This is a genomic window from Rhodococcus sp. RDE2 (genome assembly GCF_020885655.1).
GTDB lineage: Bacteria > Actinomycetota > Actinomycetes > Mycobacteriales > Mycobacteriaceae > Rhodococcus > Rhodococcus pyridinivorans.
On record NZ_AP025186.1, the window covers coordinates 2,431,965 to 2,452,593 of the forward strand.

Genomic DNA, 20,629 nt, shown 5'->3' on the forward strand with positions numbered 1-20,629 from the left:
CCTGAGGTGTCGTACGGTTCTCATGACGCTCTTGGGGAAGGTGTGTCACAACCCGGCTCGTGGGGACGCTGTCCGCAGTCGGTGTACGACTGCAGCGTGTGAGCCGTGGGGCACCCACGGCGAGCGGATGCTGCCTGCCTTCCTCGGGTCGTCCGGCCGGATGTCTCGGCCACCAGGTGCGACCGAGGGAGATGCACGTGAGACGGTTCGGTATCCACGGAGGGATTCCGCGACGGTCGGGGCCGGACGGCACCGCCACGACGCTCACTGCAGGCCGTCGACCCGACGGTCCGACGCCCGGTCGCATCCCGCGGACGCGCACCGGCACGCTCCTCGCCGGTTTGGGGTTGGTCACAGCCGTGCTCCTCACCGTGACCACGACGGCGTCCGCCGCACCGGCCCCGCCGCCGAACCCCTCGGACGCCGAGATCGACCGCGCAGGTGCGGCCGTCGCGGCCAACATCGACCGGGTCGGGCAGCTGATCGTCCGGATCGCCGACGCGGATCAGCAGCTCGCCGAGCTCGACGCGCAGGTCGCCATCCGCCGCGAGGACGTCAACCGCGCCCTCGTCGATCTCCAGAGCGCGCGCGACGCGGCGGATCTCGCCGAACGGGTGGTCGTGGATTCCCGCCGCGCACTCGACGACGCCGCCGACCGGATCGCTGCTGCCCAGAAGAACTTCGACGCGTTCGTCCGCGACAGCTACACCCGTGGCGCCAACTCGGTCTCCCTCGCGGCCTTCCTCGACGTCGACGGTCCCGACGATCTGCTCGACCGCGCCCAGGTCATGCGATTGCTGTCCGCCGGGCGCACCGCGGTGCTCGATGCGCTCCAGCGCGCCCGGGCCCAGGAGGCCAACTCCCATTCGCGGGCACGCGCGGCCAAGCTCGAGGCCGACGCGGCGGCGGAAGCCGCCGAGCAGCGCAGGGCCGAGGCCGAGGCCGCGATCGCCGTCGCGCGAGCGGAACTCGGTCGGCAGGCTGCCGAGAAGTCGCGCATCGAGCAGGAACGTGAAAACGCGCAGAGCGAACTCGACCGGGCCCGCGTGAACGTTGCGGGCCTGGAAGGGCAACGCGCGCAGTACCAGGACTGGGAGCGTCGCCGCGCAGCCGAGGAAGCAGCCGCCGCGGCGGCACGGGTCGCGGCAGCCGAGGCGGCCGAGCGTGTCGCCGCCGACGCCGCAGCCCGGGAACGTGCGGCGGAACTGGCCAACGGCCGTCGCCCTCACACGCTGATCGAGGAGTCTCCGTCGACCGGCGACAGCGACGTCGCCGCACCGGGTGAGGTCACCACCGAATCCGGAGCGCCGGAGGACAGTGACACCGCTGCGAGTCGCACCGATACCAGTGGCACCGACACGGTTGCACCGGACTACACCGACGACGCCACGGTCCCGGATTACGGCGACCGTGGAAGCGTCCTGGACGACGTCCTCGAGGACACGGACAGCGGAACGGTCCCGGATGACACCGATGGTGGAACCGTCCCGGATGACACCGGCGGTGGAACCGTCCCGGATGACAGCGATGGTGGAACCGTCCCGGATGACACCGACGATGGATCCGTCCCGGACGGCACCGACAGCGGCACGATCCCCGACGAAGACGAGGACAGCGGCAGCGACGGTGGGATCGACTGGGAGAACCCGGATCCGGGCGACCCCGTCGTGGAGACCCCCGGATCGGGGACCGGGGGATCGGGTTCTCGCCCCTCCACACCGAATTCGACGCCCAGCACCCCGTCGCGTCCGTCCGTCACGGGTCCCGCTGCGGTGGAGATCGTCATCGACCGCGCGATGTCCCAGATCGGCGTCCCGTACGCGTGGGGTGGTGGCAACGAGAACGGCCCGACCCGCGGTATCCGCGACGGTGGCGTCGCCGATGTCCACGGCGACTACGCCAAGGTCGGCTTCGACTGTTCGGGACTGATGATCTACGCCTTCGCGGGCATCGGTATCTCGCTCCCGCACTACACCGGCTACCAGTACACGGCCGGCACGCAGGTCCCGTCGTCGCAGATGAGGCGGGGCGACATGATCTTCTACGGGCCCAACGCCAGCCAGCACGTCGCGCTGTATCTCGGCGACGGGCAGATGCTCGAGGCGCCGCAGTCGGGATCGTTCGTGAAGATCTCGCCGGTACGCTGGGGCGGCATGACACCGTACGTGGTGCGCATGGTGTCGTGAGGGCGAGGTTTGCCGCGGCCCGCGTACCACCGAGGACGGGTGCCATCCGGTCGTTTCCGGGTGCCGTCTCCCGGTCGGTGCAGGGGCGACGACACACCGAGCCGGCACCTGCAATAGTGGTGCAGCAGGTGTTTCCAGCGGAGCGACGTAGGCGAAAGCGGTGGATTGTTGGTGACCTCACGCGAGGGTGGGACGTCCGGTTCGGCAACGCCGGGCGACCAGAGCGGTAACGACGGACGCAAGAACAACCAGGCTGCGGCGGGTGCCGCGTCGGCGCCGAAGGCGGCGGGCGCGAACGGTCCTGCTCCGCAGGGGTCCGGCGCGAACGCTCAGCCGGCTCCGCAGGGGACCGGTACGAACACTCAGCCGGCTCCGCAGGGGACCGGTACGAACACTCAGCCGGCTCCGCAGGGGACCGGTGCGAACACTCAGCCGGCGGCCGGTACGAACACCCAGCCGGCAGCCGGCGCGAACATGCGGAAACCCGGCGACGCTCCTGCGAAGGCGTACGACCCGGCCGACGACGTCCGTCTCCTCGAACGGGCCATCTACGAGGTCAAGCGCGTGATCGTCGGCCAGGACCTGCTGGTCGAGCGGATGCTGGTCGGTGTGCTCGCGCGCGGGCACGTGCTGCTCGAAGGCGTTCCCGGTGTCGCGAAGACGCTGGCCGTCGAGACCTTCGCGAAGGTCGTCGGTGGATCGTTCTCCCGCGTCCAGTTCACCCCCGACCTCGTGCCGACCGACCTCGTCGGTACCCGCATCTATCGGCAGGGACGCGAGGAGTTCGACACCGAACTCGGACCGGTCGTCGCGAACTTCGTGCTCGCCGACGAGATCAACCGCGCCCCGGCGAAGGTGCAGTCGGCGCTGCTCGAGGTGATGGCCGAACGGCACGTCACCATCGGCGGCAAGACTTTCCCGATGCCCGAGCCGTTCCTCGTGATGGCGACGCAGAACCCCATCGAGAACGAGGGCGTCTACCCGCTGCCGGAAGCACAGCGCGACCGCTTCCTCTTCAAGGTCCTCGTCGACTACCCGACGGTGGAGGAGGAACGCGAGATCGTCTACCGGATGGGTGTCGCCGCTCCCGAGCCGAAGCAGGTGCTCGACAACGAGCAGCTCCTGCGCCTGCAGAAGATCGCCGGTCGTGTGTTCGTGCACCACGCGCTCGTCGACTACGTGGTGCGGGTCATCTTCGCGACGCGTCGGCCCGCCGAGCTCGGCCTGCACGACGTGCAGGGCTGGATCGCCTACGGCGCCTCGCCCCGCGCGACGCTCGGCATCATCTCCTCGGCGCGTGCCCTGGCGCTCGTGCGTGGTCGCGATTACGTGGTGCCGCAGGACATCGTCGACGTCATCCCCGATGTGCTCCGCCACCGCCTGGTGCTGTCCTACGACGCGCTCGCGGACGACGTCTCCCCGGACCAGATCATCACCCGAATCCTGCAGACGGTGGGTCTTCCGCAGGTCGCCCCCCAGGCGAACGCACCCGTGCCGACCGCGACCCCCGGCCCGGCGCCCGCCGATCCGCGGGCCGCTGCCGGTCAGCAGGCACCCGTCGGTGCACCCGGTCCGCAGGGAGGTGCGGGCGCGCGGTGAGCACACGTCCTCACGACGGGTCGCCACCGCGGTTCCGGTCCGGTGAACTGCGCGATCCCGCGCTCACCGCCGCGCTCCGCACCCTCGAGCTCACCGTGCGGCGCCGTCTCGACGGCGTCCTGCACGGCGACCACCTCGGTCTGATCCCGGGCCCGGGTTCCGAACCGGGGGACGCCCGCGAGTACCAGCCGGGCGACGACGTGCGGCAGATGGACTGGTCGGTCACTGCGCGCACGACGCACCCGCACGTGCGGCAGACCGTCGCCGACCGGGAACTCGAGACGTGGCTCGCGGTCGACCTGTCGGCCAGCCTGGACTTCGGTACCGGTATGTGCGAGAAGCGCGACCTGGCGATCGCAGCGGTGGCCGCGCTCGCGCATCTGACCACCGGCGGCGGGAATCGGATCGGTGCGGTGATCTCCACCGGCAACGAGACGGTCCGCGTCCCCGCGCGTGGTGGGCGGCTGCACGCCCAGTCGTTGCTGCGTACCGTCGCGACCACCCCGCATGCACCCGACGGCACCCGCGGCGATCTCCAAGGCCTCGTCGAGTCGCTGCGGCGTCCCCAGCGCCGCCGCGGTCTGGCGGTCGTGGTGAGCGATTTCCTCGGCCCGCTCGACTGGGAGCGATCCTTGCGGGCACTGTCCGGCCGGCACGAACTGCTTGCCGTCGAGATCATCGATCGCCGCGACCTCGAACTGCCCGATCTGGGCGACGTGGTGCTGCACGACCCGGAGACGGGCCGCACCCGCGAATTCACGACCACTCCCGAACTGCGGGCCGACTACGCGCAGGCGGCCGCCGAGCATCGCGCGGCCGTGCACCAGGCACTGCGCAGTTCCGGTGCACCCGTGCTGACGCTGCGCACCGACCGCGACTGGATCGGCGACGTCGTGCGGTTCGTCGCGGCCCGGCGGCACAGCTTCGGCGCACCCGCACGGCAGGGGGGACGATGAGCCTGTCCGGTTTCACTTCACCGTGGTGGTTGCTGCTGCTGTTCGTCGTCGCCGCCCTCGGCGGTGCGTACGTGCTGGTCCAGCGCCGGCGCCAGACGAACACGCTGCGCTTCACCAATCTCGAGCTGCTCGAGAAGGTCGCGCCCGCCCGCCCGGGACGCGCTCGGCACATTCCCGTCGCACTGTTGCTCGTCGGCCTCGTCTTCCTCACCGTGGCGCTCGCCGGCCCGACCGCCGAACAGCGGGTGCCGCGCAACCGGGCCACGGTCGTGCTCGTCATCGACGTGTCGTTGTCGATGGAGGCCACGGACGTCGCACCCACGCGACTCGCCGCCGCTCAGGAGGCGGCCAAGCAGTTCGCCGACGACCTGACACCCGGCATCAACCTCGGTCTCGTCGCGTTCTCGGGTACCGCCTCGGTCCTGGTCTCGCCGACCACCAACCGGGAGGCGAGCAAGTCCGCGATCGACAACCTGCAGCTCAGCGAGCGCACCGCGACCGGCGAGGCGATCTTCACGGCGATGCAGTCGATCGACACGCTCGCCGCCGTGCTCGGCGGTAGCGACCAGGCGCCGCCCGCGCGGATCGTGCTCTTGTCCGACGGCAAGCAGACCGTCCCCGAGAGTCCCGACGATCCTCGCGGGGGGTTCACCGCGGCGCGACAGGCGGCGGAGAAGGGAATCCCGGTCTCGACCATCTCGTTCGGCACGCAGACGGGCACCGTCACCATCGAGGACGATCGGATCCCCGTGCCCGTCGACGACCCGTCGCTCAAGGAGATCGCCAATCTCTCGGGTGGGAGCTTCTTCACGGCGGCGAGCCTCGAGGAACTCGAGGACGCCTACAACACGCTCGAGGAGCAGATCGGCTTCGAGACGACCCGCGGCGACGCCAGTCGTCCGTGGCTCATGCTCGGAGCGCTCTCGGTGATCGCGGGGCTCGGCGCGGCGATGGTGTTGCGCCAACGGCTGCCCTGATCCACCTTGTGCACGCTCACGGAGCGTTTTCCGTCCCGGACAGGCCACCAGATAGGTTGGAATGCATGACTGACGCAGATAGTGCCGCAGCGTCCACGCGCGCGGGTGTCACCCCCCGATCCGTCCTCGTCACCGGTGGAAACCGCGGGATCGGCCTCGCCGTCGCCCGTCGCCTGCAGGCCGACGGCCACAAGGTCGCCGTCACCCACCGCGGTTCGGGCGCGCCCGACGGCCTGTTCGGTGTGCGATGCGACGTCACCGACGCCGACTCGGTCGACGCCGCGTTCAAGGAGGTCGAGGAGCATCAGGGTCCCGTCGAGGTGCTCGTCGCGAATGCGGGCATCACCGACGACACCCTGCTGATGCGCATGACCGAGGACCAGTTCAGCTCGGTGATCGACGCGAACCTCACCGGCGCCTTCCGGTGCGCCAAGCGCGCCAACCGCGCGATGCTCCGTGCCCGTTGGGGCCGCATGATCTTCCTCGGCTCCGTGGTCGGCCTCGCCGGGCAGGCCGGTCAGATCAACTACGCGTCCTCGAAGGCCGGTGTCATCGGTCTCGCCCGTTCGGTCACCCGCGAACTCGGTTCGCGATCGATCACCGCCAACGTCGTCGCTCCCGGTTTCATCGAGACCGACATGACTGCGGATCTGTCCGACGACCTGCGCGACACCGCGAAGAAGTTCATCCCGCTGCAGCGACTCGGCAAGCCCGAGGACGTCGCAGCCGTCGTCAGCTTCCTGGCCTCCGACGACTCCGCCTACGTCTCCGGCGCCGTCATCCCGGTCGACGGCGGCATGGGCATGGGCCACTGACGGTCTCGCGACCACATCCGAATCTCACTGGAGGACCGACACACTCATGGGCGGACTGCTCGAGGGCAAGACCATTCTCGTCACCGGCATCATCACCGATGCCTCGATCGCCTTCCACACCGCGAAGGCCGCGCAGGAACAGGGCGCGAAGGTGATCATCACCGGCTTCGAGCGACTCCGGTTGATCGACCGGATCGCGCAGCGTCTCCCGCAGCCGGTGCCGCCGGCCATCAGCCTCGACGTGCAGAACCAGGATGATCTCGACGGTCTCGCCGACAAGATCCGCGAACTCGCACCGGAGGGGATCGACGGTGTCGTCCACTCCATCGGTTTCGCACCCCGGTCCTGCCTGGGCAGCCCGTTCCTCGACGCGCCGTGGACCGACGTCGCGGTGGCGCTCGAGGTGTCGGCCTACTCCTACGGCGCGCTCGCCAAGGCCGTCCTGCCCGTCATGAACGAGGGCGGTTCGATCGTCGGAATGGACTTCGACCCGTCCCGGGCCGTGCCGTTCTACAACTGGATGGGTGTCTCCAAGGCGACGCTCGAGTCGGTGAACCGCTACGTGGCCAAGGAGGTCGGCCCGCGCGGCATCCGTTCGAACCTCGTCGCCGCCGGCCCGATCAAGACGCTCGCGGCCAAGGCCATCGCGGGCGACGCGACCGGCCCGGGAGCGGAGATGAACCGCTTGAACGAGGGCTGGTCGGCCGCGTCCCCGATCGGCTGGGACGTCGACGACCCGACGCCTGTGGCGAAGACCGTGTGTGCGGTGCTGTCCGACTGGCTACCCGGGACAACGGGATCCATCGTCTACGTCGACGGTGGTTTCCATTCCCAGGTCGGCTTCGGCAGCTGACCGTACGACGGAAGGCACTTTCATGACGAACACCCCCGGGGCGTACGACGCGCTGATGCTGCTGTCGTTCGGCGGACCGGAAGGACCCGACGACGTGCGGCCGTTCCTCGAGAACGTCACCCGCGGACGGGGGATCCCACCGGAACGACTCGACGAGGTTGCGCAGCACTATCTGCACTTCGGGGGTGTCTCGCCGATCAACGCCCTGAACCGGGCGATCATCGACGCCGTCCGCGCCGAGTTCGACGCGCACGGTATCGATCTGCCGATCTATTTCGGCAACCGCAACTGGCATCCCATGGTCGAGGACACCGTCGCGCGGATGCGCGACGACGGGATCCGCAACGCCCTGGTGTTCGCGACCTCCGCCTGGGGCGGCTACTCGGGATGCCGGCAGTACCACGAGGACATCGCGCGGGCACGGGACGCCGTCGAGAACGCCCCGCAGTTGACGAAGCTGCGGCACTTCTACGACCACCCGCTGTTCCTCGACGCCGTCACCGACGCCGTGCGCGCCGCCCGCGTCGAACTCGCCGACGACGTGCGCGATTCCGCGCGCGTGGTGTTCACCGCGCACTCCGTTCCGAACTCCTTCGACGCGACCGGTGGTCCGCCGGAGGAGGGTGGGCATCTCTACAGCCGGCAGGTGGCCGAAGCGGCGCGGTTGGTGGCCGAGGCGCTCGGCGAGGACGACTACGACCTGGTGTGGCAGTCGCGGTCCGGTCCGCCACAGGTGCCGTGGCTCGAACCCGACATCGTCGACCACATCGACGCCCTGCACGAACGGGGAGTCCGCGCCGTCGTGGTCGTGCCGGTCGGGTTCGTCTCCGATCATCTCGAGGTCGTGTGGGATCTCGACACCGAGGCTCGCGACCGGGCCGCTGAGCTGGGCATGGGCTTCTCTCGTGCGGCGACGGCCGGTACCGACCCGCGCTTCGCGCAACTCGTCCGCGAACTCGTCGAGGAACAGCGGGACGGGATCACCGCCCGTCGCTGCGGCACCGAACCGCTGCTCGGGGCCGCGTGCAACGGGAGCCTGTGCGCCGTCGGGTGCTGCGAGCCGCCGAAACGCCCGTCCCGTCCCGCCGCGAACGGATAGATCCCTCCGCGCCTCACCGGGCGGCGTGCCCGACCGGTGAGGCCAGAGGGGAGTCGAACCAGCGCGGCAGCGACCGGCGCAGGGCGCTCGGACCGTCGACGACCACGGCGCCCGAGCGCAATGCGTCCGGCCAGGTCGCTTCGCCACGCCAGATCTCGGTCAGCTCCCGCAGTCCCGTCGTCACCCGGATCGAGACCTCGAAGCCCGAGTCCTCGTCACACACGTCGACGTCGTGCGGCGTGATGACCATCCACCACCGGCGCGACGCGTGGGTGACCGTCGGGAAGGCGAACTCCACGACCACCCGGGATTCCGGCAGGGCCGCATGGTCGACGTGCCGGTGCATGTCCCACATCAGCAGTCGCGGATCGAGGTCGACGTCACCGAGTTTCCCGGTCCACCGCGTGCCCCACGCACCGAGTGCGTCGACGACGGTCTCGAGATCGCGTCCCGCCGGGGTGAGCACGTACCGGACGTCGTTTCCGTCCTCGAGACGCCGCACGATTCCCGCCGCCGTGAGCTGGTGCAACCGCTTCGACAGCAGCGTCGGCGACATGCGGGGCAGGCCGCGCCGGAGATCGTTGAACCGTTCGCTGCCGAGCACGAGTTCGCGCACCACGAGCAGCGTCCACCTCTCGTCGAACAGTTCCATCGCCTTCGCGACGGGACAGAACTGGTGGTAGGGCGGGCCCATGATCGGATCCTAGGCCGGTCGGACCGCCGCGACCAGCACGAATGTGTGGCGGTGCAGTACAGATTGTGTACTGGAGGACACCGCGTCCGCGTTCCTACAGTCGATCTGTGACCCGGGCCGCCTCCGGGACGGCGCCGAAGCCGGGTCCCTCGACAGGAGGAATCCTCTGATGACCGACATCTCCACGACACACGACGCCGATCTCGCCCTGAAGGCCAAGCACCGGGCGATGTGGGCACTCGGCAACTATCCGGCGGTGGCGACCGAGGTCATCGCCGAACTCGGCCCCGCTCTCGTGGCCGCGACCGGAATCGGTCCGGGCGACCGCGTCCTGGACATCGCCGCCGGATCGGGCAACGCGTCGATCCCCGCCGCGCTCACCGGTGCGACGGTGCTCGCGACCGACCTGACCCCGGAACTGTTCGAGGTGGGCCGTCGTGACGCCGACGCGGCAGGTGCGACGCTCGACTGGCAGGAAGCCGACGCCGAAGCACTCCCGTTCGACGATGCGAGCTTCGATGCCGTGATCTCTTGCGTGGGAGTGATGTTCGCGCCCCACCACCGGGCCGCTGCCGACGAACTGCTCCGGGTGACCCGGCCGGGCGGACGTATCGGCCTCCTGAGTTGGACCCCCACCGGCTTCATCGGGCAGATGTTCGCGACGATGAAACCGTATGCGCCACCGCCCCCGCCGGGCGCACAGCCGCCGCCGCTGTGGGGCGACGAGGTGCACGTGCGCGAGTTGATCGGCGACCGCGTCACCGACCTGCAGGCACGCACCGACAATCTGCGCGTCGAACGGTTCGCGACCGGGGAGGACTTCCGCGAGTTCTTCAAGTCCGCCTACGGTCCCACCATCGCGGTGTACCGCAACATTGCGGACGACCACGAACGGGTCGCGGCTCTCGATCTCGATCTGCTCGAACTCGCCCAGCGTCACGATCTCGGTGGGGGAGCGATGAATTGGGAGTACCTGTTGGTCACCGCGCAACGAGGTTGACGCGCACTGGAGTCGACGCGCACTGCCGGCGCGGTCAGTGATGGTGCTCGGCCCGCAGAGCCGCCGCGACTGCACCGGTGCGGGCCTCGCGGACCGCGGCCCACAGCGGCTGCAGCGCGCCCTCGCGACCGGTGGCGGCGGACACCGAACCGGCCCGCAGGCCCCCTCCGCGACCGGCCACGGTGAGAATCGCCGCGACCTGGTCGGCGGTGTCGAGGACGCGCACGGCACGTGCGGGCAGGGACGGGGGATAGCGGTGCCGGGCGAGTTCGGCGATCTCCTCGGCGATCTCCGTCCGCGGATCGGCGCGGCGCCCGTCGGTGCCCACCGTCGGGATTCCGCTCAATGCGGAGGCGGCATCACGAACCGCCTCGCGGATCGCGAACTCGGCGGCACCGAGACCCCCGTCGACGGCGATCTCGGGTACCGCCGGCAGCGTGAAGACGTTCCACCGTAGGACGTCCGGACCCTCGATCACGGGTACCAGCCCCAGCCCCGGGGCCCCGGGCGCTCCCACAACGACGCCTTCACCGGCCGCGAGCGCCGCGGAGGCGAACGCCGTACCGGCAGGCAGCGCGCGCACGTCGCCCGGGGCGGGAAGGACGAGATGCAGACCCGTGCCGGCGGCGGTGTCGACGCGGCGGATCAGGGTGAGCAGCAGGGCGGCACCGTCGGCGACACCCCTGTCGGGCAGATCCGCCGCGGAGGCCGTCGCCGCATCGTGGGCACCCACGAGATGCATCGGCGCCCACTCGTGCAGCGCGTCGATCACATCGTCGGGGGAGGCGTGACCGGACAGCCACGACCCCGCCCACACGGTCAGCGTCAGGCTCGGAGAACTCACCCCGAAAGCATACGGCGACCGCGCACGGCGGTCCGGCGTGGCAGCGCGAGCGGCCCCGCGCGATGTCCTAGGGTCGACTGGCGTGAGCCCACGCGATATCTACGGCGGCGACATCTACGCCGGTCACGCCCGCACCAAGAAGAAGGCCGTTCCCGAACTCGCAGCGGAGCGCGGCGTCGTCGTCGAGGACGCCGCATCCGGCTGGTGCGGCGCGATCGTGGGGATCGAGAAGACCTACGACGGCGACTTCGTGCGGCTCGAGGACGCGCAGGGACGCACCCGCCTGTTTGCGATGCGCCCCGCCGCGTTCCTGGTCGACGGAGCATCCGTCACCCTCGTCAAGCCGAAGATCCGTCCCGCCTCCGCACCGACGAGATCCGCCTCGGGATCCACCCGGGTGGAGGGTCTGCGCGCACGCGTGGCGCGGGGGAGCCGGATCTGGGTGGAGGGCGTGCACGACGCCGCCCTCGTCGAACGGGTGTGGGGGCACGACCTGCGGGTCGAGGGCGTGGTCGTCGAACAGCTCGAGGGCCTCGACAATCTGGGTGCCCGGCTGGCCGAGTTCGATCCCGGCCCGGGCCGGCGGGTCGGTGTGCTCGCCGACCACCTCGTCACCGGATCCAAGGAGGAGCGTCTCACCGCGAATCTCGGTTCGCACGTGATGGTCACCGGTCATCCCTACATCGACGTGTGGCAGGCGGTGAAACCGAAGGCCGTCGGCATCGACGCCTGGCCCACCATCCCGCGCGGCCAGGACTGGAAGACCGGCGTCTGTCGTGAACTGGGCTGGGGCACCCCGCAGGACGGCTGGCGGCGCGTCTACAACGCCGTGAACTCGTTCCGCGATCTCGAATCGCACCTCATCGGCGCCGTCGAGCGCCTCGTCGACTTCGTCACCGAACCCGACGAGGGCTGACCGACCGGAACCTCAGCGGCCCCCGTCCGCCGGCGCCGGCGCAGGTTCCGGCTCCGCGGCGCCACCCGGCAGGCCGGCGCCCACTCCGCCGACGTCGGTGATGGTCCAGTCCGACGCGCGGTCCATCGTCACCGTGTAGGTCGCGGTGGCGGCGACGCCGTCGGGTGTCTGCTTGCTCTTCGAGATCATGTCGACGAAGACCTGGACGACGAAGGTATCGCCGTCGTTGCTCGCCACCTCGGCCGCGAGCAACCGGGCGTCGGCGGTGTACTCCATCTGCGTCAGCCACGGAGCCACGACGTCCACGGCGCCTTCGAGTTTCGGTGCGAGTTGTTCGCTGACGCCGTCGGTCAGCGCCGTCCGCCAGGCGTCGAGATCACGGAAGTCGACCTCCGAGACGCTCAGCGCGTAGTCGGAGGCGACGGCCTCGGCCTCGGCCTCGGTGTCGAGTCGGCTCTGCAGGGCTTGCAGTTGCTCGGACGAGTCGTCCGTCGCCCACAGCACCCCGAAGGTGACCGCGGCGACGACGGCGAGCACCGTCACGACCGCGAGGGCACGGACCGACGACCACCACGGACCGCGGCTTCCCGCCTCGGCGGCAGTCGGCGTGGAGGTGGCCGGTTCCTGTTCGGTGACCCCGATGTTCGAGGGCCCGGTGTTCGAAGGTCCGGTGTTCGAGGGGCCGGTGTTCGACATGACGATTTCTTCCTTCTTCATCGGGGTACGTTCACGGTGAATCGGACGCTGTCGCCCGGCATGGTCGCGATGGCCTGTTCGAGCAGGGTACCGAGATCCATTCGGCCCACCACGGAACCGGTGGCCTGGGTGACCGGGCGGAGCGCGACACCGATCGCGCCGAGTTCGGGTGCGAACCTCCTGAGGAAGTCGGCGAGTTCGATCTCCTCCTCGCGCCACGAGCCGAGGATCTCCTCACCCTTCAGTACCGAGGACCCCTCGAAGAGGTACTCGTACGAGACACCGAGGGTCTCACCGAACTGGTCCAGCATGGGAGGCGCCGCGACCATCGCGGGTCGCACCCAGTCCACATCGCCCATCATCCACATCAGGTCGCTCAGTACCGTTTCCAGCGATCCCTCGTGCCGGGTCAGGGTCGACAGCAGCAGCTCGGCGCCACGACCCGCCGCGGGCATGGTCTCCTCGAGACCCGCAACCGATTCGGTGAACGTCGCGACGAGCTCGTTCAGCGACTCGGCGTCGGTCTGTTCGAGCAGCTCCGAGGTGGTGGCGAGGAGATCGGGTACCGAGGTGGGCAGCTCGACGATCTCGGTCAGGTGGGCGCCGTCCTCGAGATAGGGCCCCTGGGTCGAGGCCGGGAGGAACGAGAACACCGGTTCGCCCAGCGACGACAGGTTCTCGACGCGCATGGTGCTGTCGACGGGGATGCGGTGTTCGGCTTCGTAAGAGATGTTCATGCGGACGAAACCGTCGAGGTTTTCCATGCCGTCGACCCGTCCGATGCTCACCCCGCGGTAGACGACGCTCGATCCGGTGCGCAGTCCTGCCGCGTCGCGCATGTCCACCACGGCGTGCACGCGGCGCTGGGTCGGATCGATCTGCAGCACACCGACGACGAGATACCAGGTTCCCAGGATCATCACGAGGGCCAGGGCGAGTGCGGACATCCAGGCCGGAATTCGGGTCACGGGATCGCTCCGATCATGCGCAGGAGAACCAGTCCGTCGGCCGCCGGACTTCCCTCGTTACCGGCGATGGTCACCTCACGGATGTCGATGCCGGGTTCGAGCAGGAAGGGGACGAGCTTCTCGTCGACGAGCTCCACGAGTTCTGCTGCGTTGCCGCGCAGTTCGGTGGCGTTCGGCGACGGTTCGCGCAGCAGCGGAGTGAGGATCTCGAGGTTGTCGTTGATGTGCGGGAGGCGGGGGATCAACCATTCTAGGCCCGTGACCATGGTGTTCACGTCGATGACGATGTTGAGCACGGCCTCCATGAAGTAAGGCACGCGGTCGAGACGCCGACGTGCGGTGTCGGAGAACAGGAACCCCACGTCGTCGCGTGCGGCATCGAGACGCTGGGACAGGTCCTCCGTCGCGACGACGATGCGATCGATCTGGTCGATGTTCGCGGCGGCCTCGCTCAGATCGTTGGAGATGACCGCCGACAACTCACGGGTCTCCTGCGTGTCCTCGGGCAGCACGTCGTTCAGCCGCGCAAGCGAATCCTGCAGGCGGGTCAGGCTTCCGCCGTTGACGAACATCGCGATGCGTTCGAGCATGTCCTCGATCTGCGGACCCGGATCCGTGTCCTGCAACGGGATCGTGTCGCCGTCCTGCAAGGGTGCGCCGCTGCCGTCCTTCGGGGGGAGCAGAGCGACGTAGATGTCGCCGAGCACGGTGTTCTGCCGCAGTTCGGCGCGGGTGCCCGCGGGCACGACCACCGACTCGCGCACGTCGATCCGGGCAACGGCGCTGTGCGGCTCGAGATCGATCGCCCGCAGGGTGCCGACCGAGATGCCTTCGGAGCGGACGTCCGCCCCGGCCGGCAGGCTCAGCAGCGATTCGAATTCGAGGTTCAGCCGGTAGGTCGGTCCGCGCACCCCGGAGCCGGGCAGCGCGTGGTCGCTTGGGTCGAAACTGCATCCGCACAATGCCACCAGAGCGGTGAGGACCGCACCGATGAGAAGGCGGGACCGGGAGAACGAACGGGTCACGGCGTTGCTCCGATCGTCGACAGGACCAGCTGAGGCAGCGGCACCGACACCGAGCGGGACGACACCACGGTGCAGCTGTCGGGTGCGATCTGCTCGAGTGCCGTGCACGTCAGCGCGGCATCGGGGGTCGGCACCTCGGCGCGGGCGGGATCGAGTTCGACGGCGACCGACCCCGGGTGGGACTGCACCATGGTCTCGAGCATCGTGATCGTGCCGGGAATGGTGGCGAGCAGCTCACTCGAGCTCTCCGCCTGGGTGCGCAACATCGTCAGCGTGGGCAGCGTCGAGTTCAGGGCGTTCATCAGGTACGGGAAGTGCTCGTTGAACAGCCGGTCGAGAGGTCCGACGGCCAGTGACAGCTTCTCGACGAGGATCTTCGCCACGACGAGCATCTGCTCGATGCCCGCCAGGCCCGGGGCGAACGTCTGGATGGTGGACTTGACGTTCTCCCAGTCGCCGGTGAGCAGGGTCGTCATCTCGGCCGAGTTGTCGAGGATCTGCCCCAGCTGGTCCATGAAGTTGTCGGGGGAGGAGAGCAGGTCCGCGAGGTCGCGCAGTTCTCGGTTGAGTGTCGGTCCCAGGTCCTCGAACTCGCGTCCGGCGTCCTTCAATGCGGTTTCGAGCGGCGCGGTCCCGTCGGGTCCGCGCTCGGTCATCTGCCGCACGAGTTCGGAGAACGATCCGAGCGCGTCCGACACGCTGACCGGGGTGCGGGTGTGCGCCGTGTCGATGCACGTCTCCCGCGACAGGGTCGGTCCCGGCCGGGGATCGGCGTCGACGAGTTCGAGTCTGCGGTCGGTGAGGATGGACGCGTTGGTGATCACCGCGCCGGTCTCGGCGGGAAGCTCGCGGTCACCGACGGTCATGTCGACGCGCACGCGCGCACCGTCGGGTTCGATCCGGTCCACGGTCCCGACCGAGATCCCGCGGATGGTGACCGGGGAACCGGGGTAGAGGCCGTAGGAGTCCTCGAAGTACGCGCAGATCGAGGTGTCGTCCCCCGAGGTCGCGGCGAAGGCGGTCGCGCCGGCCACGGCCAGCGCCACGACCGTCACCGCGGGAACGAGTCGTCGTGTAGTCGTCGTCAGTGTTCGCACGTCAGCACCGTGTTCCCGGCATCGGGAGACAGACGTCGGGTCGCTGGACCGTCAGTCCGCTCTGGTCGACAAGGGCCTGGCCTTCGGGACCGGCGACGGCCGCGAGTCCCGTGAGGGTGGCACGGAGGGATTCCGTCATCGACTCGACGGAGGCCGACAGTTCCGCACTGCTGTCGGCGGCTTCGACGAGATGCGGGATGATCGGTTCGACCTTTTCCTGGTACGGGCCGCTGAGGAAGTCGAACAGCAGCCCGGCGAGCCCGGAGAGCCCGTCGGCGAAGATCTTCACGTCCTGATGGGCCTCGACGATCTTGGGGCCGAGGATCGCGTAGCCGCGGATGATCTCGAGCGCGAGTTCCTTGTTGTCGTTGGCGGTGCGGAGATATTCGTTGGACAGCTCGAGCAGGCTTTCGATCTGGTCCTTCTGATTCGCGATGACGTCCATGACGGCTTCGAGGTCGGTGACCGTGATCCGCACCGAATCCGGCGATTCGCCGAGCAGCGCAGCGGTCTTGTTCAGGGCGGTGCGCAGTGCCTGCGTGTCGAGTTCTTCCACCACCTCGGTGGCCTCCTCGAACATGTCGTTCACCAGGAACGGCAGTGCTGCGCGGTTCTCGGGGATCGGTTCGGTGAGCGGCTGCCGGCCGGCCGGGTGCACCGCGAGGTACAGGCCTCCGATGGGGGTGAGCATCCGCACCGACACGGAGGTCTGGTCGCCGACGAAATGCTCGGAGTCCACGGTGAACTCGACGTCGACGTGGTCGTCGGCGAGGTGCAGGCCGGTGACCGAACCGACCGGCACACCCGCGATGCGCACGTCGTCGCCCGCGGCGAGCCCCGCCGATTCCGGCAGGTCGAGGCGGTAGGTCGTCGAACCGACCGGTCGCAGATAGAGCACGAGGACGATGCCCGCGACGAGGGCGAGGACGATCAGACCCGACAGCGCCCACCACATCTGGGTGCGGGGATCGGCGTCCTCGGCGCCGAAGTCGAGTCGTCCGAACAGGCGGGTGCGCATCAGGCACCTCCGTTGCAGATGGTCAGGGGACGGCCCTGGAGCAGAATGTCGGCCTCGATCGGCAACTGCACCGCGCCGTTGCTGCACTGCCGGGACTCGTCCACGCGCGGCACCAGGGAGTTGATGCCCTCGAAGATCCCCGGCAGAACCGACAGGGTGTCGATGGCCGTCTGCGGATCCGGGATCACCTGGTCCACCCGGACGATGAAATCGTCGTTGCGTTCCAGGAATCCGTCGTGTTCGGCAGGCGCGCCGAGGCCCAGCTGGGAGAGCAGGTTCACCGTGCGGTCGACCTCCGCCATCTCGAGTGCACCGAGCTTGGTCAGGGACAGGAACTCGGTCATACGTGTCACCAGCGGGGTGAAGATCGAGTGGAAGACCTCGAGGATGTTCTCGAGGTTCGCGGACCGGCCTTCGAGTTGCTCGTTGAGGGCCGTGAAGTTGTCGAGCAGAGTGCTCATCAGGGCGCTGCGGTCCTCGGCGTAGCTCGCGAGCTCGGCGATGTCGCGCATCACCGGGGTCGGACTGGACTCGCTGCCCTCGATCAACGCGGCCACATTCGTGGCGAGCCGGTTGTAGACGGCCGGATCGGCTTCGCGCAGAAGCGGTTTGAGTCCGTTGAAGACCGTGGTGATGTCGAACGAGTCGACGGTGTTCACGACCAGCCCCGACGGATCGACCTCCTGACCGCCCTCCTCGCTGCGATCGAGTTCGAGATAGCGCTGGCCCGTGAGGTTCTGGAACTTGACGAGCAGCCGGTCCGACTCGCGCAGACGGTACTCCTCGAGCACCGTGAAGTCGACGAGCGCACGGTTGCCGTCGGACACCGAGATGTCGGTGACCTTGCCGATCTGTACGCCCCGCAGGCGCACATCGGCGTTCTCCTTGAGGCCGAAGACGTCACCGAACTGGGCCTTGTAGGCGACGGTCGATCCGCCGACGGGACGTTCGATCGCCTGCACGATCAGCACGATGATCAGGACGACGACGCCGGCGAGCAGGGCGAGCCGGACGGCTGCCTGGCGTGGAGTTCTCATCGGGTACCCCCGGTGGTCTCGAGCGGGACCCGGAAGGCCGGGAAGGTGTCGACGAGCACGTCCACCCCCAGGACCACCCGGTCGCCCTGGTGCTGCAGTGCGCCGTCGGCGCCGTCGACGAGCCGGTCGACCTGGTCGGGGGTGACCCCGCCCAGGCTCTGGTTCAGCGGGATCAGGATGTCGAGGAGCATGTCGACGGCAGACGAAGTGGGGCCGAGCGCGCCGACGATCTCACCCGAGAGTGCGAGCACCAGATGCGAGACCTCGGTGATCGTCTCGCTCGCCTGCTGCGTGCGGAAGTCGTCCTCGAGTTCCTCGACGGACGCGATGGCCGACAGAGTGTTCAGTGCCGACGGAGTGAACGCCGCGACACCTTCGGAGACATCCGCGAACTTCGGCAGCAACTCACTGAGCGGCTCGTTCTGGGTGCGGGCGATGTTGCGCATCACGAGCAGCGACGAGGCGAGCAGCGGCGCCATCTGCTGGGTCAGTTCGGCGGCGCTGTCGATCGAGTCCGACAGCTGTGGCGTCACCACGTCGAGCAGGAGACGACCGGAATCGCGCAGCACCGTGGTGACGGTGTAGTCCCCGACATCGCCGAGGGCGAGGGTGCTGCCGGCTCGGATCGGCTCGCCGCCCGGCATCGGGATGAGCTCGAGTGCGGTGGAACCGAAGATGTTCGACGAGACGAAACGGGTGTGCATGGCCGTCGACAACTCGGCGACGTGGCTTTCGTCGACGCTGAGTGTGACGATCTGTTGCTGCGGACCCTGCGGTTCGACCTCGATCACCGATCCGATCGACATGCCCCGCAGACGCACGGCGGTGTCGGTGGAGACCCCGTCGCCGAGATTCGATGCGGTGACGGCGAACTGCACCTCACCGGAGCGGTCGGGCTGCGACGCCCACCAGGCCGCGGTGACGACGAGTGCGGCGGCGACCACGACGGCGAGCCCGCGGATCCGCAGTCCGCGGCGGCTGGGGCCGAAGCCCGAATACTGTGCTGCGCTCACTGGTTCCTCACCCCGAGAAGCTGATCGTCGCGTCGAGGCCCCACATGACGAGCGTGAGCACCATGTCGGTGGTCACGATCAGCACGAGGCTCGCCCGGATGGCGCGGCCCGAGGCGATCCCGACCCCCTCGGGACCACCGCTCGCGTGATAGCCCTGGTAGGCGTGCACGAGCGTCACGACCAGGACGAACACGATCACCTTGACCAGCGAGTAGATCAGGTCGATCGGCTCGGTGAACATGTGGAAGTAGTGGTCGTAGGCGCCCGACCCCTGACCCTGCACCACGGTGACGGTCGCGCCGGTGGCGGCGAATCCGAGCGCGAGCGCGATCAGATAGGACGGGACGACGGCGCCGACGGCGGCGATGAGCCGGGTGGAGACGACATAGGGGATCGAGTCGATGGCCTGGGCTTCGAGCGCGTCGATCTCCTCCGAGATCCGCATGGCGCCGACCTCGGCGGTGATGCGGCAGCCGGCCTGGGCGGCGAATCCGATCGCCGCAATGAGGGGAGCGAGCTCGCGTGGATTCGCCAGGGCCGACATGGCGCCGGTCAACGGTCCCATCCCGAGCATGTCGAGTGCGGAGAAGCCGACGAGACCGACCATCGCCCCGGCGACGATGCCGAGGATGGCCAGTACCGGTGCGACGCCTCCGCCGACGATGACCGCGCGGCCGTTGCCCCATGTCAGGTCGGTGAAGATGGCGACGGTCTGGCGGCGGTTGCGGCGCAGGGCGTGGCCGATGCCGCGGAACGAGACGACGACGAAGTGCAGGTAGAGCCCGAGGGATTCGATCGGGTTCCACGCCCGGCCGGCGTGGCGCGTCCACCGCAGACCGCGGGGACGATAGGGCGACGGCGTGGCAACGGATCCGCTGCGTGTGGCGCTCATCAGAGGAACCTCATGGGGACGAACATCAGGACCACCTGGGTGATGAAGAGGTTGACGACCATGCAGGCGATGATGCTGAGCACCACGGCCGCATTGACGCTGTCCGCGACGCCCTTCGGGCCACCCTTGGCTTCGAGGCCCCGTTGGCTGGAGATGATCGCCACCACGTAACCGAAGACCGCGGCCTTGAACAGGCAGACGATCAGGTCGGTGGTCGAGGCGAAACTGCCGAACGACAACCAGTACGAGCCGGGGGCGACCCCCTGGCCGAGCGAGGCCACGGCGAAGCTCGCAAGGATGCTCATGAGGATGATCAGCACCGACAACATCGGGGCGACGACGACCATCGCCAGGATGCGGGGGGAGACCAATCTGCGCTGGGGGTCGATGCCGAGGGTGCGCAGCGCGTCGATCTCCTCCCGGATGGTGCGCGAGGCGAGGTCGGCCGAGATGGCCGAACCACCGGCACCACCGATGAGCAGGGCCGCGGCCAGGGGCGCGATCTGCTGCATCACTCCCATGCCGCCCACCGCGCCGGCCATGGAGTTGGCGCCGACGTTGTCGGTCATGCTGCCGACCTGGACGGCGATGACGACGCCGAGCGGCAGCGCCACCAGAACTGCGGGCACGGCCGAGACGGAGATGAAGAACCATCCCTGAACGATTGCTTCCCGCATCGGGAAACGACCGCGTGCGATGTCGACGATCAGGTATGCGGTGGAGCGGAACGCCAGACGGAGCGTGCGTCCGAATGTGCGCGTGGAGTCGGCGGTGCGTGTGACCACGGCACCTCCGAACGGCCGCTCGCCCCGGACGTCTGCGTCCGCGGGTCGCGAGGTCTTCATCGAGCCCCCTGATGAACTGACACTGGATCGAGTGGTACTGGGTGGAACCGGGCACGGAAGCAACCGGATACCCGAGTCGGGTACTTGCAGGACGGCCGA

20 protein-coding genes are annotated in these 20,629 nt (G+C 68.9%); 9 read left to right on the top strand and 11 right to left on the bottom strand.

Going from position 1 to position 20,629, the window contains the following annotated elements:
* Positions 1–197 precede the first annotated feature (197 nt).
* The 7 genes from LPH33_RS26895 (at position 198) to LPH33_RS11355 (ending at position 8,485) form a co-directional block, all read left to right on the top strand.
* Positions 198–2,186 carry an NlpC/P60 family protein gene (locus LPH33_RS26895; protein WP_160875044.1) on the top strand — a complete coding sequence of 663 codons (1,989 nt, stop codon included), beginning with the start codon at positions 198–200 and terminating at the stop codon, positions 2,184–2,186.
* Positions 2,187–2,357: 171 nt separating this feature from the next.
* Positions 2,358–3,785 carry an AAA family ATPase gene (locus LPH33_RS11330; protein ID WP_420714489.1) on the top strand — a complete coding sequence of 476 codons (1,428 nt, stop codon included), beginning with the start codon at positions 2,358–2,360 and terminating at the stop codon, positions 3,783–3,785.
* Positions 3,782–4,741 carry a DUF58 domain-containing protein gene (locus LPH33_RS11335; RefSeq protein WP_120282469.1) on the top strand — a complete coding sequence of 320 codons (960 nt, stop codon included), beginning with the start codon at positions 3,782–3,784 and terminating at the stop codon, positions 4,739–4,741. Before LPH33_RS11330 ends, LPH33_RS11335 begins: the two co-directional genes overlap by 4 nt.
* Positions 4,738–5,718 carry a VWA domain-containing protein gene (locus tag LPH33_RS11340; protein WP_006551517.1) on the top strand — a complete coding sequence of 327 codons (981 nt, stop codon included), beginning with the start codon at positions 4,738–4,740 and terminating at the stop codon, positions 5,716–5,718. Before LPH33_RS11335 ends, LPH33_RS11340 begins: the two co-directional genes overlap by 4 nt.
* Before the next feature lie 65 nt (positions 5,719–5,783).
* The gene (fabG1, locus tag LPH33_RS11345) at positions 5,784–6,533 is read left to right on the top strand and encodes a 3-oxoacyl-ACP reductase FabG1 (RefSeq protein WP_016694070.1); all 750 of its coding nucleotides are present in this window, start codon (positions 5,784–5,786) and stop codon (positions 6,531–6,533) included.
* Between the two features lie 46 nt (positions 6,534–6,579).
* On the top strand, positions 6,580–7,386 hold the full coding sequence (inhA, locus tag LPH33_RS11350; RefSeq protein ID WP_160875048.1) for an NADH-dependent enoyl-ACP reductase InhA: 807 nt from the start codon (positions 6,580–6,582) through the stop codon (positions 7,384–7,386).
* A gap of 22 nt (positions 7,387–7,408) precedes the next feature.
* Positions 7,409–8,485 carry a ferrochelatase gene (locus LPH33_RS11355; RefSeq protein ID WP_160875050.1) on the top strand — a complete coding sequence of 359 codons (1,077 nt, stop codon included), beginning with the start codon at positions 7,409–7,411 and terminating at the stop codon, positions 8,483–8,485.
* 13 nt (positions 8,486–8,498) lie between these two features.
* Here the strand turns inward: LPH33_RS11355 and LPH33_RS11360 are convergent, their stop codons facing one another.
* Positions 8,499–9,179, bottom strand: a complete 681-nt coding sequence (locus LPH33_RS11360; protein ID WP_160875052.1) for a winged helix-turn-helix transcriptional regulator — start codon at positions 9,177–9,179, stop codon at positions 8,499–8,501.
* Between the two features lie 169 nt (positions 9,180–9,348).
* On the opposite strand from LPH33_RS11360, the gene LPH33_RS11365 reads away from it, so the two are divergent.
* Entirely contained in the window at positions 9,349–10,179 is an 831-nt protein-coding gene (locus tag LPH33_RS11365; RefSeq protein ID WP_229568042.1) for a class I SAM-dependent methyltransferase, read from the top strand.
* Between the two features lie 34 nt (positions 10,180–10,213).
* On the opposite strand, the gene LPH33_RS11370 is transcribed toward LPH33_RS11365, so the two are convergent.
* Positions 10,214–11,023: a hypothetical protein gene (locus LPH33_RS11370; protein WP_229568043.1), complete on the bottom strand. Its 810-nt coding sequence runs from the start codon at positions 11,021–11,023 to the stop codon at positions 10,214–10,216.
* Between the two features lie 82 nt (positions 11,024–11,105).
* On the opposite strand from LPH33_RS11370, the gene LPH33_RS11375 reads away from it, so the two are divergent.
* Complete coding sequence (locus LPH33_RS11375) at positions 11,106–11,939, top strand: DUF3097 domain-containing protein (RefSeq protein WP_229568044.1); 834 nt, start codon at positions 11,106–11,108, stop codon at positions 11,937–11,939.
* Between the two features lie 12 nt (positions 11,940–11,951).
* On the opposite strand, the gene LPH33_RS11380 is transcribed toward LPH33_RS11375, so the two are convergent.
* From LPH33_RS11380 to LPH33_RS11420, 9 genes are read right to left on the bottom strand one after another with little or no spacing between them, the layout of a single operon-like run.
* A complete protein-coding gene (locus LPH33_RS11380; protein WP_229568045.1) occupies positions 11,952–12,656 on the bottom strand; it encodes a hypothetical protein in 705 nt (234 codons plus the stop codon).
* The gene (locus LPH33_RS11385; RefSeq protein WP_229568046.1) at positions 12,653–13,603 is read right to left on the bottom strand and encodes an MlaD family protein; all 951 of its coding nucleotides are present in this window, start codon (positions 13,601–13,603) and stop codon (positions 12,653–12,655) included. The genes LPH33_RS11380 and LPH33_RS11385 overlap by 4 nt, the downstream gene beginning before the upstream one ends.
* Positions 13,600–14,628 (bottom strand): MlaD family protein, encoded by a 1,029-nt coding sequence (locus LPH33_RS11390; RefSeq protein WP_120282476.1) that lies wholly within the window; start codon positions 14,626–14,628, stop codon positions 13,600–13,602. Before LPH33_RS11390 ends, LPH33_RS11385 begins: the two co-directional genes overlap by 4 nt.
* Positions 14,625–15,725, bottom strand: a complete 1,101-nt coding sequence (locus LPH33_RS11395; protein WP_229568047.1) for an MCE family protein — start codon at positions 15,723–15,725, stop codon at positions 14,625–14,627. The genes LPH33_RS11390 and LPH33_RS11395 overlap by 4 nt, the downstream gene beginning before the upstream one ends.
* Before the next feature lies 1 nt (position 15,726).
* Positions 15,727–16,743 (bottom strand): MlaD family protein, encoded by a 1,017-nt coding sequence (locus LPH33_RS11400; protein WP_229568048.1) that lies wholly within the window; start codon positions 16,741–16,743, stop codon positions 15,727–15,729.
* The gene (locus LPH33_RS11405; RefSeq protein WP_229568049.1) at positions 16,743–17,780 is read right to left on the bottom strand and encodes an MlaD family protein; all 1,038 of its coding nucleotides are present in this window, start codon (positions 17,778–17,780) and stop codon (positions 16,743–16,745) included. The genes LPH33_RS11400 and LPH33_RS11405 overlap by 1 nt, the downstream gene beginning before the upstream one ends.
* Positions 17,777–18,793, bottom strand: coding sequence for an MlaD family protein (locus LPH33_RS11410; RefSeq protein WP_229568050.1), 1,017 nt, complete (start codon positions 18,791–18,793; stop codon positions 17,777–17,779). Before LPH33_RS11410 ends, LPH33_RS11405 begins: the two co-directional genes overlap by 4 nt.
* 7 nt (positions 18,794–18,800) lie before the next feature.
* Complete coding sequence (locus tag LPH33_RS11415; protein WP_060653283.1) at positions 18,801–19,685, bottom strand: ABC transporter permease; 885 nt, start codon at positions 19,683–19,685, stop codon at positions 18,801–18,803.
* Positions 19,685–20,530 (bottom strand): MlaE family ABC transporter permease, encoded by an 846-nt coding sequence (locus tag LPH33_RS11420; RefSeq protein WP_202399687.1) that lies wholly within the window; start codon positions 20,528–20,530, stop codon positions 19,685–19,687. The genes LPH33_RS11415 and LPH33_RS11420 overlap by 1 nt, the downstream gene beginning before the upstream one ends.
* Positions 20,531–20,629 lie beyond the last annotated feature (99 nt).

Bases quoted from the DNA above. Each gene is read 5' to 3' on its own strand.
- LPH33_RS11340 (WP_006551517.1), top strand. From the start codon at position 4,738: ATGAGCCTGTCCGGTTTCACTTCACCGTGGTGGTTGCTGCTGCTGTTC.
- fabG1 (WP_016694070.1), top strand. From the start codon at position 5,784: ATGACTGACGCAGATAGTGCCGCAGCGTCCACGCGCGCGGGTGTCACC.
- inhA (WP_160875048.1), top strand. From the start codon at position 6,580: ATGGGCGGACTGCTCGAGGGCAAGACCATTCTCGTCACCGGCATCATC.
- LPH33_RS11355 (WP_160875050.1), top strand. From the start codon at position 7,409: ATGACGAACACCCCCGGGGCGTACGACGCGCTGATGCTGCTGTCGTTC.
- LPH33_RS11360 (WP_160875052.1), bottom strand. From the start codon at position 9,179: ATGGGCCCGCCCTACCACCAGTTCTGTCCCGTCGCGAAGGCGATGGAA.
- LPH33_RS11365 (WP_229568042.1), top strand. From the start codon at position 9,349: ATGACCGACATCTCCACGACACACGACGCCGATCTCGCCCTGAAGGCC.
- LPH33_RS11380 (WP_229568045.1), bottom strand. From the start codon at position 12,656: ATGAAGAAGGAAGAAATCGTCATGTCGAACACCGGCCCCTCGAACACC.
- LPH33_RS11400 (WP_229568048.1), bottom strand. From the start codon at position 16,743: ATGCGCACCCGCCTGTTCGGACGACTCGACTTCGGCGCCGAGGACGCC.
- LPH33_RS11405 (WP_229568049.1), bottom strand. From the start codon at position 17,780: ATGAGAACTCCACGCCAGGCAGCCGTCCGGCTCGCCCTGCTCGCCGGC.
- LPH33_RS11415 (WP_060653283.1), bottom strand. From the start codon at position 19,685: ATGAGCGCCACACGCAGCGGATCCGTTGCCACGCCGTCGCCCTATCGT.
- LPH33_RS11420 (WP_202399687.1), bottom strand. From the start codon at position 20,530: ATGAAGACCTCGCGACCCGCGGACGCAGACGTCCGGGGCGAGCGGCCG.